The organism is Hydrogenophaga sp., assembly GCF_035481345.1.
Classification (GTDB): domain Bacteria; phylum Pseudomonadota; class Gammaproteobacteria; order Burkholderiales; family Burkholderiaceae_C; genus Hydrogenophaga.
In genome coordinates this window covers 1-16,946 of the sequence record NZ_DATIGV010000198.1, presented here as the reverse complement: position 1 = coordinate 16,946, position 16,946 = coordinate 1, and the positions used below count along the sequence as shown (strand labels likewise).

At 68.9% G+C, this 16,946-nt stretch carries 13 protein-coding genes; 11 read left to right on the top strand and 2 right to left on the bottom strand.

The annotated features are described in order from the left end of the window. Positions 1-51 precede the first annotated feature (51 nt). The 5 genes from VLG41_RS21210 to VLG41_RS21190 all read left to right on the top strand — a co-directional run bounded on the left by VLG41_RS21210 (position 52) and on the right by VLG41_RS21190 (position 7,566). The gene (locus VLG41_RS21210; RefSeq protein ID WP_325351371.1) at positions 52-2,994 is read left to right on the top strand and encodes a hypothetical protein; all 2,943 of its coding nucleotides are present in this window, start codon (positions 52-54) and stop codon (positions 2,992-2,994) included. A gap of 291 nt (positions 2,995-3,285) precedes the next feature. Beyond that, positions 3,286-4,809: a hypothetical protein gene (locus VLG41_RS21205; RefSeq protein WP_325351370.1), complete on the top strand. Its 1,524-nt coding sequence runs from the start codon at positions 3,286-3,288 to the stop codon at positions 4,807-4,809. 37 nt (positions 4,810-4,846) lie between these two features. Continuing rightward, positions 4,847-5,587, top strand: coding sequence for a tRNA (guanosine(46)-N7)-methyltransferase TrmB (gene trmB / locus VLG41_RS21200; protein ID WP_325351369.1), 741 nt, complete (start codon positions 4,847-4,849; stop codon positions 5,585-5,587). 22 nt (positions 5,588-5,609) lie between these two features. Further along, a complete protein-coding gene (locus VLG41_RS21195) occupies positions 5,610-6,542 on the top strand; it encodes a pseudouridine synthase (RefSeq protein ID WP_325351368.1) in 933 nt (310 codons plus the stop codon). Between the two features lie 127 nt (positions 6,543-6,669). Next, positions 6,670-7,566 carry a hypothetical protein gene (locus tag VLG41_RS21190; RefSeq protein WP_325351367.1) on the top strand — a complete coding sequence of 299 codons (897 nt, stop codon included), beginning with the start codon at positions 6,670-6,672 and terminating at the stop codon, positions 7,564-7,566. Positions 7,567-7,600: 34 nt separating this feature from the next. Here the strand turns inward: VLG41_RS21190 and VLG41_RS21185 are convergent, their stop codons facing one another. Together VLG41_RS21185 and VLG41_RS21180 are read right to left on the bottom strand one after the other, a co-directional pair. After that, complete coding sequence (locus VLG41_RS21185; RefSeq protein ID WP_325351366.1) at positions 7,601-10,699, bottom strand: FAD-binding and (Fe-S)-binding domain-containing protein; 3,099 nt, start codon at positions 10,697-10,699, stop codon at positions 7,601-7,603. Further along, positions 10,696-11,379, bottom strand: a complete 684-nt coding sequence (locus tag VLG41_RS21180) for a GntR family transcriptional regulator (protein WP_325351365.1) — start codon at positions 11,377-11,379, stop codon at positions 10,696-10,698. The genes VLG41_RS21185 and VLG41_RS21180 overlap by 4 nt, the downstream gene beginning before the upstream one ends. Before the next feature lie 130 nt (positions 11,380-11,509). Between VLG41_RS21180 and VLG41_RS21175 the strand changes: the two genes are divergently transcribed. The 6 genes from VLG41_RS21175 to VLG41_RS21150 all read left to right on the top strand — a co-directional run. Continuing rightward, entirely contained in the window at positions 11,510-12,760 is a 1,251-nt protein-coding gene (locus VLG41_RS21175; RefSeq protein ID WP_325351364.1) for a pyridoxal-phosphate-dependent aminotransferase family protein, read from the top strand. 79 nt (positions 12,761-12,839) lie between these two features. Continuing rightward, on the top strand, positions 12,840-13,856 hold the full coding sequence (locus tag VLG41_RS21170; protein ID WP_325351363.1) for a TRAP transporter substrate-binding protein: 1,017 nt from the start codon (positions 12,840-12,842) through the stop codon (positions 13,854-13,856). A 12-nt stretch (positions 13,857-13,868) separates the two neighbouring features. Next, positions 13,869-14,405: a TRAP transporter small permease gene (locus tag VLG41_RS21165; protein ID WP_325351362.1), complete on the top strand. Its 537-nt coding sequence runs from the start codon at positions 13,869-13,871 to the stop codon at positions 14,403-14,405. Further along, complete coding sequence (locus VLG41_RS21160; RefSeq protein ID WP_325351361.1) at positions 14,402-15,685, top strand: TRAP transporter large permease; 1,284 nt, start codon at positions 14,402-14,404, stop codon at positions 15,683-15,685. The genes VLG41_RS21165 and VLG41_RS21160 overlap by 4 nt, the downstream gene beginning before the upstream one ends. Beyond that, the gene (locus tag VLG41_RS21155; protein ID WP_325351360.1) at positions 15,682-16,470 is read left to right on the top strand and encodes an enoyl-CoA hydratase/isomerase family protein; all 789 of its coding nucleotides are present in this window, start codon (positions 15,682-15,684) and stop codon (positions 16,468-16,470) included. The genes VLG41_RS21160 and VLG41_RS21155 overlap by 4 nt, the downstream gene beginning before the upstream one ends. A gap of 2 nt (positions 16,471-16,472) precedes the next feature. Further along, positions 16,473-16,946, top strand: a 474-nt coding sequence (locus VLG41_RS21150; protein ID WP_325351359.1) for a CaiB/BaiF CoA transferase family protein, incomplete at its 3' end; no start/stop codon positions are given.

The window sequence follows — 16,946 nt, the reverse complement described above, 5'->3', positions numbered from 1 at the left end:
GGGCAGCGCCTGCACGCACCTCTTGTTCTCCTTTCCCCCTTCAAAAACAGCATGAGAAAGCAAGGCCCGCCAGAAAAGCGACCCTCATCGTTCGTCCGCCCTTCCCACCACCGAACCGGCCGTGCCTCGCAAACCACGTCGTCCACCACCACACAGACGGGCAGCAGCGACACACCCTCCACCAGCACAGGCCAGCAAAGCAACCCGGCCGCGGCCACGATCCAGACGCGCAGGACGTTCGTCAAGACAGGTCCCCGCCACTCAGTCGGCGATCAGCAGGTCCTCACTTCGCCTCGCCCACAACCCTCGAGGGAAGAGATGCTTCCGAGCACGCTGTCGACCGAGGAGGAGGTCGTGCGGCGATGCCTGCAGCTCTTGTCCGACGAGCAGCCGGCCCAGGCCATCCGCTGGCTCGACAAGGCGTTCGGGAGCATCCGGGACATTGGCGCCCACCATCGCGTGCTGATGGCACTGGAGCAGGAACTCCTGCGGCTCATCGACCACCACCACCCCGACAACCGGATGCGCCTCGTCCTCCTGCCCGGCCTGGAGACCTGCCTGGGCTGTTGCCCGAACATTGGCCAAGCCATCCGCGACCTGAGCGAGGCCGATTGGTGGCATCTCACGCAAGCGTTCTTCGTCCCGCCCTTGCTGCGGGAACTGATGACCAGGCTCAGCGACCCGAGGTCCCGACGCGAGATCATCGTTCGCCAGGCGCAACTGATGCTCGCGCAAGGCGAGGGCCTCATCGACCCGGACGACTTCAAGTGGATGCTGGAGCGCCTGCAGCAGGCGCATCGACTGGCCAGCGAGGCCCTGGACGATGCCGCGATGGGACAGGTGCTGCCCCTGGCGCATCAGTTGCTTCAGCGCCTGTCCGCCCACACCGGAGCGGATTTCATCGCACTGCAAGCCCCGTGCGCGGAACTGATCAATGCCTGCCAGACCCCCGGTGCCTTGCGGGCCATGTACGGCATGCAGAGCCGGATCGAGCTGTCAGCCGTCATGCACCTCAACGACGGGCAGTGGGAATGGCATTGGACCCGGCTGCAGTACCCGAAGCTGCCCCCATCCCAACAGCTCCAGCACGAACAGACCTTGTTCTACGCCGACATCAGTGCGCTGTTGAAGGGCGCGCCGCCCGCGCCCTGGGGCCTGGTGAAGAAGGCCGAGGCACTGACCAGCACGCTGGGTTGGGTGCCAGCGGAGCGCCAATGGGTGTTGTGGGCCTTTGAGCTGGCCCTGAAGGGCGACATGGGCCCGCTGATCGAACAGTTGAAGCTCATCGACAGCAAGCGGGAGCTCCGCCCGATAGAGCCCGGTGCGAGCGCCCGCGACCAGTTCTTCCTCTGCCTCCGCGACCGGATCAAGACGGGCATGCCGTGGTCCGTAAAGACAATCCTCGCCGGGCAGGTCAAAGAGCAGCTGGGCTGGAGCATCAGCGCGAAAGACGAATGGGCCTTGCACCTGCTCTGCGCGCAAGGCGGCGATGCCGAACCCATGATCGAGATGCTCAAGTCCCAGTTGCCCGAAGGCTTCATCGATCGCGACCGGCTGCAGGCGCTCCACGCCCTGTGCCAGGGCAATCTGCTAAAGGCCGAGGCCTGCATCAGGCTGATCGCCGCCCTTCGGCCCCACCTGGACAACGCGCCCGCACTGCGCCAGCCGTTCAACACCTTGCTCCGCTCGTTCGACGTGCCGCCCAGCGCGTCCACCGCCCAGCCGACCACCCAGGCCGCACTGACGGCGGATGAACTGGTGCGCCGGGCGCGCGACGCCATGGCACCCTGGTTCACCTTCGGCGTCCGGCACGGCCAGGTAACGATCAACACCTCGCCCGGCCAGGCACCCGGCTCGCTCGAGGACAAGGAACGCTTCAATGTGGCCTTCTTCACCTTGTTGAGCGTCGAACTGATCCAGGAATCCGCGAACTGGCAGGGCGTGATGCACTACATCGACATGATCGAGCGGATCTGGAATGCCTCGGAACCGGTCATCGAACGGAACATGCTGCTGGAGGCATGCATCCAGCACGTCCAGCGCACGAACAACTCCAAGGCCTTGCAGGACCACCTGCCCCGTCTGATCGAAGCGGATCCCTCCGCCCGCACCCTGCTCGAGCTGCTGGAAGTCTTCACCAACCCCGACGATGCGAGCCCACTCACGCTCGCCCCTCTGCTGCCGCACCTGCTCACCTGGGTGCGCTCCTGCTCCGACACCAAGGTGCACACGGCCTGCGTGCGGGCCATCCTCTCCTTGCCGGCGGGCGACGTCCGCGCCGTGGCCATGGACCGTTTCGCCGATGCGTATGGTGGCGATCCATCGATATTGCAGTTGTTCGGCACCGTGTCGCTGCTGCAGGAAGCCACGCCGCCGCCCTTGCAAAGAACCCTGAACGTCCCGGGAGCGCCGACCGATCGCGGCGCCTGGCCCGGCTGGCGGGCCCTGTGCGCCGTGCTGTGGGACGGCATCGCCGAGCGCCTCTCGGCCGCGCTAACGAAGGACGACACCCAGGAGAAAACCGGCAAGTTGCTGCTCAATGCCCTGGCGAGCCTGGCGACACCGGCGTCGAAGAGCATGGCCCTGGCCATTCCCCGGCTGTTCGATCTGCTCGGCGACCTGGCGCGGGCGATCCCCGACAACAAGCTGCGCCTGTCCTTCCTCAACAACTTGCACGCCTGCAGCCTGCAATGGCCCGGCCAACCCGAACTGCAGGCCGCCGTGCGCGGCATCCTGGAGGCGTTCATCGCGCAGGAAAGCAACAACGCCCTCTCGCTGCCGCCCGCGTCGAGCACCCACCAGCCCGTCATCGACCAGGCGGTGCCGCTGTTCACCCGCGGAATCCTGTACTGGATGGCCCTGCAACGGGACAACACCGAGCCCGCGCGAACCCACCTGCACGAGCTCGAGCTTCTTTGGGACCGCTCGACACTCAAGACAAACGGGCCCGCCATGGCCCAGCTCATCGCCGGGCTGTTCGCGCTGAACTCATAACCGCTCGGAGCGTCCATTGCGCCCCAGCCCGTCCTGCTGGAGCGCGCCTGCGATTGAAACGGCCCCTGAGAGCTTGGTGAGGAATGGCCGAGCCGGCCGGGCGCACTCAGCCGCGTCCTCAACACCAGCCCCGCCATGGACCCCCGAATCAATCAGAACCATAACCACAGCCGCGACTTCTCCTCCCCTGGCAAACCTCAGCCGGGACAGCCCTCCGTCACGCGCGGGGCCGTGAAAAGCACGCCCTCTGAGCGTGTGGCCCGCATTGCATCCCAACTCGCTCACAAAACGGTGCAAGACAACCCCCGACCGTTTTCCCGGCAAACGGTGGATCGGGAGCCGGTCACCGGCCCAAGCCCGCTGACCATCGACCAGCACCTGGACAACATCAGCCAACAACTCGGGGCACTGCCGAGCGAACAGCTCCAGACGGACATTGGCGCCCGTCTGGCGAGGCAGTTGCTCAAGCTGTTCGGCGAGGCCCGCGATAGGCGTGACTTCGCTCTGATGCAAAAGGCCGCCGGACTGACCCAGCAGCTGTTGCACATCGTCGGCCCCCAGCCCACGGCCACCAACGCCAACACACACGCCATCGTCAGCAAGATCGCCTCGACCCTGTCGTCGGCGCTCACTCCGTGGACGCTTGACCCGAACGAGCGCTACACGGTCGGTGACTGGCTCGCGATCGAGGTCGACGGCGATCCGGACAAGCCGCCGTGCGAAATGGTCGGCATGCAACTCTTTCTGGACAGCCAGGAACTGGCCACCGACAACGGCCGCCACCGTGCCCACACGGTATTCGATCTCTGGCTGGACGCCCATCTGCGCGATCCCAAGGGCCTGCGCTGGAAAGAACTGGTGCAAGTGATAAACCAGGTTGAGCAGGCCTTGGGCTGGAAGACCGAGACAGCGCAGTGGCTGCGCCTGCAGACCATTGAAGCGCGGCGCAGCCAGGACGCCCGCCCGCTGAACGATTGTCTGGACTCGCTCCCCCAAGAGCCCCTGGATTCGACGAGTCTGCACAACATCTTCGAGTTGTGCCGCACCGGCGGCCTGCCGGAGAAGACGCGGGTCGAACTGATCGGGCGCCTGCTGCCACGGCTTCCCTTGATAGCCGCCGAGCCCGCGATTCACGACGAATGCCTCGGTGCCATCCAGCGCATCGACGATGACGCCGCGCGCCAGTCCCTCGTTACCGACCACCGGCGGCGGCACCCCGCCCCCGCGTCCTTGCGCCTCCCCCGCGCGCTGGGCGGCCCCTGGCGCGAGCGGTGCCAGGACCTCGTGGAGGCATGGGCGCGGCAATGGACCCAGGCGCCCGGCAGCGCGCCACAGATCCTGGCGGCCATGCGGCGCCTGGCCGCATCGCCGGACGGCAACGACGCCAACACCGTGGAACGCCAGTTCCTGCTGCTGCGCGAGCTGCTGTCCGCCATCGACCCCAGCCAGCAGGCCGCCTGCCTGGCCGACCTGCACTCCGCGTGCGACGGCGCCATTGATGACGCCCGCACGCCGGCCTCCGGCCCCTGTTCCACCGCCACGCCGCCGACGCTCACCGGTTTGCGCTGCGCCCTGCAAGCGCTGTCCGTCATCCATCTCGACGCCTCGCTCTCGCACAACCGGAGCGAAGCGCTCCTGACCGAATGGCTGGTGGCGCTGCACGCCGAATCCACCCAGCCGGAAGAAGCCATGCGGCTGTTCCGGCGCATCCGCTTCGCCCACCACACGATCACGGCCACGACGGTGGACGGCGAGAACGCGCCGCTGAACCCGCTGTTGCGCGGACTGTTCACCCTGCACGACCTGCCGGCGTGAGCCGCCCGGGCGGGCCCCCTACAATCCCCGCCCGACCATGACCGACCCCCGCCACGCGCAGCCGCGCCCTTCCCCCGACGACGCGCCCTTCCTGCGGCAGGTCAAGAGCTACGTGCTGCGCGCCGGCCGCACCACGGCCGCGCAGGCCAAGGCCTACGAGATGTACGGCCCACGCTTCCTGCTGCCCTACGCGCCCACGCTGCCCGAACGGCCATTCGACCCGAAGGCCGCCTTCGGCCGCGAGGCCCCGCTGGTGCTGGAGATCGGCTTCGGCATGGGCGGCGCCACCGCCCACATCGCCAGCGTGCGGCCGCAGGACGACTTCCTCTGCTGCGAGGTGCATGAGCCCGGCGTGGGCGCGCTGCTCAAGCTCGCGGGCGACGGCGGGCTGCAGAACATCCGCATCCTGCGCCACGACGCGGTCGAGGTCATGGACCACATGCTCGCCGACGCCAGCCTCGACGGCGTGCACATCTTCTTTCCCGATCCCTGGCACAAGACCCGGCACCACAAGCGCCGCCTCATCCAGGGCCCGTTCGTGAACCGCCTGGCGCGCAAGCTCAAGCCCGGCGGCTACCTGCACCTGGCCACCGACTGGCAACCCTACGCCGAGCAGATGCTCGAAGTGCTGCGCGCCGAACCCCTGCTGCGCAACACCGTGGGCGACGAACAGGGCGGCTACGCCCCCAAGCCCGACTACCGCCCGCTCACCAAATTCGAGAACCGCGGCCTCAAGCTCGGCCATGGTGTGTGGGATCTGGTCTGGCGCCGGGTCTGAAACGCCACATCACCCGCCGCGTGTGGCCCACCGCCCCAAGAACCCGCTGATTCCCACGCGCGAGGGCGTCTCGCCCAGTTGCGTGGCCGTCCCCTTCGCCAAGCCAGCGCCCTGGGCCTCGGTGCTGCAGTTCCTGGGCGAGCGCCTGCCCGTGGTCTCACCCACCGAATGGGCGCAGCGCCTGGCGCGTGGCGAGGTGCTCGACGACGACGGCCAGGCCGTGGCGCCCGACGCCCCCTGCGAACCCGGCGCGCGGCTCTACTACTGGCGCCACCTCGACGACGAAGCCGAAATCCCCTTCGAGCCCGACATCCTGTTCCAGGACGAGCACCTCCTGGTGGCCGACAAGCCGCACTTCATGCCCGTCACGCCCACGGGCCGCTACGTGCGCCACAGCCTCATGGTGCGGCTCAAGCACCGCACGGGCATCGACACACTCAACCCCATCCACCGCATCGACCGCGAAACCGCGGGCCTCGTGGTGTTCAACCTGCGCCCGCAGGACCGCAACGCCTACCACGCGCTGTTCCGCGAGCGCGCGGTGGAGAAGGCCTACGAGGCCATCGCGGCGCACGACCCTGCGCTCGCCATGCCGCTCGCGCGACGCAGCCGCATCGAGGAAGACGTGGAAGCCTTCTTCCGCATGGTGGAGGCCGAGGGCGAACCCAACAGCGAGACGCGCATCGACCGGCTGGAGGTGCGCGGCGCCTGGGCGCGCTACGCGCTGGCGCCGCTCACGGGCAAGCGGCACCAATTGCGCGTGCACCTCGACGCGCTGGGCCTGCCCATCGCGGGCGACCAGTTCTACCCGCGTGTGCGGCGCGGTCCCGGCGAGCCCGAGGACTTCGCCGAGCCGCTGCGCCTGCTCGCGCGCGCCATCGCCTTCACCGACCCGGTGACGGGCCAGCCCCGGCGCTTCGAGAGCGCGCGGGCGCTGGACTGGCCGCCCGCCTGACCGGCGGTCGCCCGCAGGCGCACGCGATCCGGCGAAGGCGAACCACAGGTCAAGAAAGCGTCGAACCTGCCGACCTGAGTGGCAGGCCGCTCTCGCCTTCTTGTCCGCTGTCGCGCTTTCGTCTTACATGCCCCGCACCACCATCGACACGCCCCCCGCCGTCGTGCAGGCCCTCAACCACGACGGTGCCGTCCTCCCGCCCCGCAGCTCCTGCGACGTGTTCTCCAAGGCCCAGGCCAAGGTGCAGTGCATGGTCTGCATCGCGCCGGCGATGAAGCGCTCGGTGCCCCACGTGGTGGTGGTGCTCATGGGCGCCGACCGCCACGACCAGCGCGAGGCCGCCACGGTGCTGCAGCGCCTGCTGGGCGAAGGCTCGCCCACACCGGTCGATCTGCGCGTCCTGCAATCCGGTGGCGTGACGCTGATGCTGGCGCCCTGGGCCGCGCGCGAACTGGTGCGCGGCGTGGCCGACTCGGTGTCGGCGAGCTGGCACCCGCAGCGCGTCACCGTCGACAGCGCGCGGCTGGACAACGGCGGCGTGGTCGTGGTGCCCGGCCCGGGTTCGCAGGGCGACATGGCGGTGGAAATCCGCCAGGCGCTCGAATCCTTCGTGGCCGACCACGGCACCCTGTGGGAACACGCGCGGCGCCTGCTCTCCAGCAAGGCCGAGCCCAAGCGCTGGGCCCTGCCGCTGGGCTGCAGCGTGGTCGAGCGCCACGAGGGCCGGCAGGTCTGCTGGGACATCGGCTTCGAAGACGTGAACAAGCTGGAACGCGCCGTCGCGCTGGTGGACGCACGCCTGTCCCTGGGCCGCGATCACCTGCTGCGCAGCTGGGTGCCCAGCGAAGACGACGCGGTGGAAACCCGCCTGCCCTCGATCTCGCTCATGGCACTGACGCCCTCGCGGGAGGCCCGCGCCCAATTGGCGCGCCTGCTGCGCAACGTGCTGTTCCAGATCGGGCGGCTGGGCTTCGTGGCCTCGCGGCCGGCGGACATGGGGGACACGATGGGGCAGCCCGGCTGAGGCGCTCGCCGACCGCGCAAGCTTGGCCGCGGATTCAGTGACCCAGTTGCCGCGCCAGCAGCCGGCTCACGTGCACCGCCTCGCGCTGCGCGCCATCGTGGATCTGGTGGCGGCAACTGGTGCCGTCGGCCACCACGATGGCGTCGGGCTGGGCCCGCACCGCGGGCAGCAGGCTCAGCTCGGCCATCTGCATCGACACCGCCTGGTGCGCGGCCTCGTAACCGAAGCTGCCGGCCATGCCGCAACAACTGCTCTCGATCAGCGTGGGCTGCGCGCCGGGCAGCCAGCGCAGCACCTCCATCACCGGCGAGACGGCGTCGAAGGCCTTCTGGTGGCAGTGGCCGTGCACCAGCACCGGTTGCGACAGCGGACGCAGCCGGGACCTGAACGCATCGAGCCGGCCATCGCGCGCCTCCCGCGCCAGGAACTCCTCGAACAGCAGGGCCTGGTCCGCCACCACTTGCGCGCCCTCGCCCAGGCCCAGCACCAATAGCTCGTCGCGCAGCGTGAGCAGGCAGGAAGGCTCCAGCCCCACGATGGCCAGCCCACGATCGGCCAGCGGCCAGAGGCTGTCCACCAGCTCACGCGCCTTCTCGCGCGCGGCGTCGACCATGCCCGCCGCGAGGTAGGTGCGCCCGCAGCACAGGTGGCCACTGCCCTCTTGCTTCGCGGCCACGTGCACCGTGTAGCCCGCGGCCTGCAGCACGCGCAGCGCGTCGCGCGCGTTCTCGTCCTCGAAGTGGCCGTTGAAGGTGTCCACGAACAGCACCACGCCGCGCTCGGCGGCCAGCACCTCCTCGCGGGTGGCCGTGCGCGGCGGTTCGTTGAAGAAGTGGCGGCGGCGCCATTTGGGCAGGCTGCGCGCCGCGCTCAGGCCCAGCCAGCGCTCGCCCAGCGCGGCCAGCCAGGGCCAGCGGTTGCGCAGGTTGAGCAGCGGTGCCAGCGGCGCCACGCGGCGCGCGTAGTCGGGCAGGTGAGCGACGAGCCGGTCCTTGAGGGAGTGGCCGTGGCGCGCGTGGTGGTGGTGCAGCCACTCAGTCTTCAGGCGCGCCATGTCCACGCCGGTGGGGCAATCGCGCTTGCAGCCCTTGCAGCCCACGCACAGCTCCATGGCCTCGCGCACGGCCTCGCTGGTGAAGGCCTCGGCGCCCGACAGGCCGTCGAGCTGCCCGCTGAGCGCCAGCCGCAGGGTGTTGGCCCGCCCGCGCGTGAGGTGCTGCTCGTCGCGCGTGACGCGGTAGCTCGGGCACATGGTGCCCGCGTCGAACTGGCGGCAGTGCCCGTTGTTGTTGCACATCTCCACGGCCTTGGCCAGGCCCTGCGCGGGGTCGCCTCCGCTGCCCGGCGCGCTGGTCCGCTCGGTCACCGGGTCGTTCTGCACGTTCCAGGCGCTCCAGTCCAGCGCCGTGCGGATCGGCACCACGCGGTAGCTGGGCGGGAAGCGCATGAGCCGGGTGTCGTCCATCTTCGGTGGATCGACGATGCGCCGCGGGCACAGCAAGTGGTCGGGGTCGAAACGCTGCTTGATGGCGCGGAAGGCCTCGTTCAGGCGTGCGCCGAACTGCCACTCGATCCACTCGCCACGGCACAGGCCGTCGCCGTGCTCGCCGCTGTAGGCGCCCTTGTAGCGGCGCACCAGCGCGCTGGCTTCTTCGGCGATGGCGCGCATCTTCGCGGCGCCGTCCGTTCGCATGTCGAGGATGGGCCGCACGTGCAGCGTGCCCACCGAGGCGTGCGCGTACCAGGTGCCACGCGAGCCGTGCCGGCGGAACACCTGCGTCAGCGCGTCGGTGTACTCGGCCAGGCTGTCCAGCGGCACCGCGCAGTCCTCGATGAAGCTCACCGGCTTGCCGTCGCCTCGCAGGCTCATCATGATGTTCAGTCCCGCCTTGCGCACCTCCCAGAGGCTCTTCTGCGGCGCGTCGTCGACCATCTCGACCACGCTGCCGGGCAGGCCCAGGTCGCCCATCAATTCCACCAGCTCGCGCAGCTTGTGGCGGATGGCGTCCTTGCTCGGGCCGCTGAACTCCACCAGCAACACGGCATCGGGCCGGCCGCCGTTGATGCGCGGCGCCAGCGCGGTGCGGATGGTGGGCGCGAAGGCGGGGTTCTTCAGCGAGAGTTCGATCATGGTGCGATCGACCAGCTCGACCGCCGTGAGCTGCCCCTGCGGCATGTTCTCGCCCAGCTTCACGATGTGCTGGGCGCTGTCCATGGCCTGGTAGAAGGTGGGGAAGTTCACCACGCCCAGCACCTTGGCCCTGGGCAGCTCGCTCAGGCGCAGCGTGAGCGAGCGCGTGAGCGCCAGCGTGCCTTCGCTGCCGATCAGCAGGTGCGCCAGGTTCACCGATCCATCGTCGGTGTAAGGCCTGGGGTTCTGGTTGTGAAAGACGTCGAGGTTGTAGCCCGCCACGCGGCGCAGCACCTTGGGCCAGTGCGCATCGATCTCGCCGGCGTTCTGCGCCGCGAGCTCGCGAACGAAGTCGCCGATGGCGCGCGCCTCGCCACTGGCGCTCGCGTAGGCGCCGAAGTCCAGCAACTGACCATCCGCCAGCCAGGCCTGCGCGCCCTGCACGTTGTGCACCATGTTGCCGTAGGCGATGGAGCGGCTGCCGCAGGAGTTGTTGCCGGCCATGCCGCCCAGCGTGGCCTGCGCGCTGGTGGACACGTCGACCGGGTACCACAGGCCCAGGGGCTTGAGCCGCGCGTTCAGGTGATCGAGCACGATGCCCGGCTCGACCGTGGCCGTGCGGGCCTCGGCGTCCACCGCGAGCACACGCCGCATGTGCTTGCTGTGGTCGATCACCAGGCCCGTGCCCACCGTCTGCCCGCACTGGCTGGTGCCGCCGCCGCGCGGCACCAGTGGCACGCGCAACTGGCGGCTGACCTGCAGCGCGGTGGCCACGTCGTCCGCCGTGGTCGGCACGAAGACGCCCACCGGCGTCTGCTGGTAGATGGAGGCATCGGTCGCGTAGCGCCCACGGTCGGCGGCTGAGAACAGCACCTCGCCCTGGGTGTGCTGGCGCAGTTCGCGCGCCAGTTGCCCGGCCACCTCGCCGCCCAGGCGCGCGGCCTCGTCGTAGGAGCGATCAGCCTCGGCGCGGCTGACGCGGATGGGTTCGGGTGCGTTCATGCGGGGCTGTCGTTCTGGGCGGCGCGCATCTGTTCGATGACCACGTCGCGTTTGTGGTGCAGGTGTTGCGTGAGCACGCGCGCCAGGGCCGCACCATCGCGCGCCTTGAGCGCGGCCACCATGGCCTCGTGCTCGGCCACGGCGCGCTGCCATTTCTCGCCGTCCTGGTTGGAGCGGAAGCGCAGGGCCTGCAGGCGCGCGTTGACCTGGTTGTAGGTGCTGGTGAGCACCGGGTTGCCCGCGGCCACGTTGATGGCGCGGTGGATCGCGGCGTTGAGCCGGTAATAGGTGGAGAGGTCGCGCCGCGTGTAGGCGGCCAGCATCTCGAAGTGCATGGCCTCGATCTCGGCCACCTCGGCCTCGCCGATGCGCTGGGCCGCCAGTTGGCCCGACAGCGCCTCGAGCCCCGCCATCACCTCGAAGGTGTGGCGCACATCCTCTTCGTCGAGCTGCACCGCCACCGAACCGCGGTTGGGCAAGAGCTCGACCAAGCCCTCGGCCGCCAGCATCTTGATCGCCTCGCGCAGCGGCGTGCGCGAGATGCGCAGGGCCTCGCACAGGGCGCGCTCGTTGAGCTTGGCGCCGGGCGGGATGTCGCCCTCCACCAGCATCTGGCGCAGGCGCGCGGCCACCTGTTCGTGCAACACGGTGCGGGGAATGCTGGGGGCCTGGGAGCTCATGTTGCGCAATTTTGTATGCAAAAAAACAGCCGTCAACCGGGGCGTTTCCGAGGGATTCTAGGGCGAATGCCCTTGACATTTGAATTTTGAATACAAAAAATGCCCGAGAACCTTTCACTTGGCTTTCCACATGTTCACCACTGACGCCCACCCCACCGGCCGCCACTTCCTGCAGATCCCCGGGCCTTCGCCGGTCCCCGATCGCATCCTGCGCGCCATGAGCCTGCCCACCATCGACCACCGCGGCCCCGAGTTCGGGCGCCTGGGCCTGAAGGTGCTGGCCAACATGCAGGCGATATTCAAGACCCGCCACCCGGTGATGATCTACCCCGGCTCGGGCACCGGCGCCTGGGAAGCGGCCCTGGTCAACGTGCTGAGCCCCGGCGACCACGTGCTCATGTACGAGACCGGGCACTTCGCCTTCCTGTGGAACCAGCTCGCCACGCGCCTGGGCCTCAAGACCGAGGTGCTGGGCCTGCCCGGGGCAGAAGGCTGGCGCCACGGCGTGCAGGCCGATCGCATCGAGCAGCGCCTCAAGGCCGACAGTGGCCACAGCATCAAGGCCGTCTGCGTGGTGCACAACGAAACCTCCACGGGCGTGACGAGCGACATCGCCGCCGTGCGCCGCGCCATCGACGCCGCGAAGCACCCGGCGCTGCTGCTGGTGGACACCATCTCGGGCCTGGCCGGTGCCGACTACCGCCACGACGAGTGGGGCGTGGACGTGTCCATCAGCGGCTCGCAGAAGGGCCTGATGCTGCCGCCCGGCATCGGCTTCAACGCGCTCTCGCCCAAGGCCATCGAGGCCAGCACCAAGGCCACCATGCCGCGCGCCTACTGGGGCTGGGCCGAGATGATCGAGATGAACAAGACGGGCTACTGGCCGTCCACGCCCAACACCAACCTGCTCTATGGCCTGAGCGAGGCCTGCGACATGCTGCTGGCCGACGGCCTGGACCGTGTGTTCGCGCGCCACCAGCGCTGGGCCGCCGGCGTGCGCGCCGCCGTGCAGGCCTGGGGCCTGCCGATCCAGTGCGCCGACCCGGCGGTGTACTCGCCCATCCTCACCGGCGTGATGACGCCCGAGGGCGTGGACGCCGACGCGGTGCGCAAGCTGATCTACGAACGCTTCGATTGCTCGCTGGGCACCGGCCTGGGCAAGGTCAAGGGCCGCATGTTCCGCATCGGCCACCTGGGCGACAGCAACGACCTCACGCTGGTGGCCACGGTGGCCGGCTGCGAGATGGGCTTGAAGCTCGCCGGCGTGCGACTGGCCGCCTCGGGCGTGCAGGCCGTCATGGACCACTTCTCGGCGCACCCGGGCGGCCTGCTGCAAGGCGCGCCTGTCGCGAAGGAAAAAGCGCAGCCCGCGATGGCCTGAGCACCGACGAATCGGCCCCGCAGCGTCCGTGGGCGGGGCCTGGCGTTTTCAGCGGACGACAACCACACAGGAGACAAGCATGCCCACTCGCCACCGTTCTTTCGCGGCTTTCACGCGCCGTGTCGCCACCACTGCGCTGGCCGCCTCGGCGCTGCTGCTGGCCGCCGGCGCCGCGCACGCGCAGATGGAGATCAAGCTCGGCCACGTGGGCGGGCCCGGCTCGCTGTTCGAGCGCTCGGCCAACGAGTTCGCGCGCCTGGCCAATGAGCGCCTGGGCAACAAGGCCAAGGTGGTGGTGTTCGGCTCCAGCCAGCTCGGCGGCGACACGGAAATGATGCAGAAGCTGCGCCTGGGCACGCTGGAGCTCTCGATCCCCTCGACGGTGATGTCCTCCACCGTGCCGGCCTTCGGCATGTTCGAGATGCCCTACCTCGTGAAGAACCGCGAGCACATGATGGCCATCGAGAAAGCCGTGGTCTGGCCCGCGCTGGCCCCCATGGCCGACGAGAAGGGCTACAAGATCCTGGGCGTGTGGGAGAACGGCTTTCGCAACGTGACCAACAACGTGCGCCCCATCAACAAGCCCGAGGACCTCAAGGGCATGAAGCTGCGCGTGCCCCAGGGCGTGTGGCGCGTGAAGATGTTCCAGGCCTACGGCGCCAACCCCTCGCCGATGGCGTTGTCCGAGGTGTTCGTGGCGCTGCAGACCGGCGTGATGGACGGGCAGGAAAACCCGCTCACGCAAATCTACTCCTCCAAGTTCCAGGAGGTGCAGAAGTACCTCTCCATGACGGGGCACGTGTACACGCCAGCCTACCTGGCCGCGGGTTCGCGCAAGTTCGCCTCGCTGCCGGCCGACGTGCGCGCCGTGCTCGAGAAGACCGCGAAAGACGTGCAGCCCTTCGTCTACAAGACCGCGGCCGAGCTCGACAAGGAGCTGGTGGACAAGATCAAGGCCGCGGGTGTGCAGGTGAACGAGCCCGACAAGAACGCCTTCATCGCCGCCAGCAAGGCCGTCTATGCCGACTTCGGCAAGGAAGTGCCCGAAGGCGCCAAGCTGGTGGACACCGCCGTCGACCTCGGCGCGAAGTTCTGAGGCCGGCTCACCGTGCTGAATTCCCTGCGACTGGCGTTCGAACGCACGCTCACGGCGTTCGTCATCTTCCTGCTGGGCTCGCTGGCGGTCATCGTCCTCATGGGCGTGGCCTACCGCAAGCTGGGCATTCCCATGGTCTGGTACGACGAGGTCGCCTCGATCGCGCTGGCCTGGCTCACCTACTACGGGGCCGGGCTGGCCGCGCTCAAGCGCTCGCACATCGGATTTCCCGGGCTGGTCAACGCCATGCCGCCGCACCTGCGCGTGCCCCTGGTGCTGCTGGGCGAAGGCATCGTGATCCTGTTCTTCGCCCTGCTCGGCTGGTTCGGCTACGAGGTGCTCGTCATCCTCGAAGGCGATGCGATGGTCAGCCTGCCCTGGGTGCCCACGCGCGTGACGCAATCGGTCATCCCGATCGGCTCGCTGGTCTTCATCGCGGCGCAACTGCTCACGCTGCCCGAGCTGCTGCGCCAGGCGCGTGGCGAAGGCGTGATCGATGCCGAGAAGCAGGAAATGCAACGCGAAATCGAAAAGGCAATGCAATCATGATGGCGCTCGGCATGTTCGTCGGCCTGCTGGCCCTCATCCTGATCAACGTGCCCATCGCCGTGGCGCTCGGCGCCGTGGCCATGGCGGCCATGGTGCTGCACGGTGGCATGGAATCACTGCTGGGCGCGGCCATCACCATGTTCAACGGCGCCACCAGCTTCCCGCTGCTGGCGATTCCGCTGTTCGTGCTGGCCGGCGCGATCATGAATTCGTCGAGCCTGTCGCGCCGGCTGATCGCCTTCGCCTCGGCGCTGTTCGGCTTCATCAAGGGCGGGCTGGCGATGGTCAACATCGGCACCTCACTGTTCTTCGCCGAGATCTCCGGCTCGGCCGTGGCCGACGTGGCGGCCATGGGCTCCATCCTGGTGCCGGCGATGAAGAAGAAGGGCTACCCGAAGGAATTCGCCGCCGCGGTCACCTCGTCCTCGGCCACGCTGGCCATCATCATCCCGCCGTCGATCCCGATGATCCTGTACGCGGTGATGGCCGAGGCCTCGGTGGTGCAGCTCTTCGTGGCCGGCATCATCCCCGGCATCCTGGGCGGCGGCGGCATGATGGCCCTGGCCTACTGGTACGCGCGGCGCTACAACTACCCGGTCGAAGAAGTGTTCAGCTGGCAGCGCGTCAGGTCCACCTTCAAGGACGCGGCCTGGGCCTTCCTGCTGCCCATGATCATCCTGGGCGGCATCTTCGGTGGCGTGGTCACAGCCACGGAAGGCGCGGCGTTGGCGGTGCTGGCGGCCCTGTTCATCGGCGGCGTCATCTACCGCGAGCTCAACTTCAAGCACCTCTACGAGTCCATGGTGGAGGGCAGCGTGCAGACCGCGGTGGTGATGCTGCTGGTGGCCGCCTCCGCGCTGCTCGGCCACCTGCTCACCGAGCAGCAGATGCCGCAGCAACTGGCGAGCTGGATCGCCTCGCTCACCGACAACAAGTGGGCGGTGCTGGCCATCCTCAACATCTTCTTCCTGGTGGCGGGGCTGTTCCTGCACTCGGCGGCGGCCATCATCCTGGTGGTGCCGATCGTGATGCCGCTGGTGAAGGCCGTGGGCATCGACCCTGTGCACTTCGGCCTGATCGTCACGCTCAACCTGGGCATCGGGCAGCAGACGCCGCCGGTGGCCAGCGTGCTGGCCACGGCCTGCTCCATCGCCAAGGCCGACATGTGGAAGGTGACGCGCGTGAACCTGCCCTTCATCGGCGTGCTCATGGCCCTGCTGCTGCTCGTGACTTACGTGCCGGCGGTGCCGATGTTCCTCGTCGACCTGTTCTACCGATGAGCGCCAGCGACGACAGCGGCCGCGTCGGGCTGAGCATCGACGCCGGCATCGCCACCCTGGTGTTCGACCGGCCCGCGGCGCGCAACGCCATGACCTGGACCATGTACCAGCAGCTGGGCGAGGCCTGCGAGCGCCTGGCGAACGACGCCACGGTGCGCGCCGTGCTGCTGCGTGGCGCGGGGGGGCAGGCCTTCGTCGCAGGCACCGACATCGCGCAGTTCGCGGACTTTCAAGGTGGCGAGGACGGCATCGCCTACGAGCGCCAGATCGACGCCGGCATCGCGCAACTGGCCGGCCTGCCCATGCCCACCATCGCCCTCGTGGAAGGCTGGGCCGTGGGCGGCGGCCTGGCCATCGCCACCGCCTGCGACTTCCGCCTGGCCACGCCGGGCGCGAAGTTCGGCGTGCCGATCGCGCGCACCCTGGGCAACGGCCTGTCGATGGCCAACATCGCGCGGCTGCGCGCCGCCTGGGGCCACGAGCGGGTGAAGCGCATGTTGTTGCTGGCCGAGATGGTGTCGGCCGAAGAGGCCCTGGCCTGCGGCTGCCTGCACGCGCTGGTGGCGCCCGAGGCGCTGGGCGAGGCAGGCCTGGCCCTGGCGCAGCGGCTGGCCGCGCTGGCGCCGGTGACGCAGCGCGTGAGCAAGGCCGCGCTGCAGCGCCTGGCCGTGCACGGTCTGCCCGAGGGCGACGACCTCATCCGCGCCGTCTACGGCAGCGCCGATTTCCGCGAGGGCGTGCGCGCCTTCATCGACAAACGCCCGCCGGTCTGGAAGGGACAGTGAACATGCAGCGGCCCGTTTCCGCCGGCCCGCTGGCCGGCCTGCGCGTGCTCGAACTGAGCCAGATCATGTCCGGGCCCACCTGTGGCCTGCTGCTGGCCGACCTGGGCGCCGAGGTGATCAAGATCGAGAAGCTGCCCGGCGGCGACGACTCGCGCGGTTACCGCGACCCGCAGGTCAATGGCGTGTCGGCGCCGTTCATGATGCTCAACCGCCACAAGCGCGGCCTGGCGCTCAACCTCAAGCTGGAACGTGGACGCGAGGTGCTCCAACGCCTGGTGAAAGACGCCGACGTGCTGGTCGAGAACTTCCGCCTCGGCACCATGGACAAGCTCGGCCTGGGTTATGAAGCGCTGTCCGCCATCAACCCGGGCCTCATCTACTGCGCCATCACCGGCTACGGCCGCACCGGGCCCTACGCGGACAAGGGCGGCTTCGACCTCATCGCGCAGGGCTTCGCGGGGCTGATGTCGATCACC

Coding starts and splice junctions, on each gene's coding strand:
- VLG41_RS21210 (WP_325351371.1), top strand. CDS start 52: ATGAGAAAGCAAGGCCCGCCAGAAAAGCGACCCTCATCGTTCGTCCGC.
- trmB (WP_325351369.1), top strand. CDS start 4,847: ATGACCGACCCCCGCCACGCGCAGCCGCGCCCTTCCCCCGACGACGCG.
- VLG41_RS21190 (WP_325351367.1), top strand. CDS start 6,670: ATGCCCCGCACCACCATCGACACGCCCCCCGCCGTCGTGCAGGCCCTC.
- VLG41_RS21185 (WP_325351366.1), bottom strand. CDS start 10,699: ATGAACGCACCCGAACCCATCCGCGTCAGCCGCGCCGAGGCTGATCGC.
- VLG41_RS21180 (WP_325351365.1), bottom strand. CDS start 11,379: ATGAGCTCCCAGGCCCCCAGCATTCCCCGCACCGTGTTGCACGAACAG.
- VLG41_RS21175 (WP_325351364.1), top strand. CDS start 11,510: ATGTTCACCACTGACGCCCACCCCACCGGCCGCCACTTCCTGCAGATC.
- VLG41_RS21170 (WP_325351363.1), top strand. CDS start 12,840: ATGCCCACTCGCCACCGTTCTTTCGCGGCTTTCACGCGCCGTGTCGCC.
- VLG41_RS21160 (WP_325351361.1), top strand. CDS start 14,402: ATGATGGCGCTCGGCATGTTCGTCGGCCTGCTGGCCCTCATCCTGATC.
- VLG41_RS21155 (WP_325351360.1), top strand. CDS start 15,682: ATGAGCGCCAGCGACGACAGCGGCCGCGTCGGGCTGAGCATCGACGCC.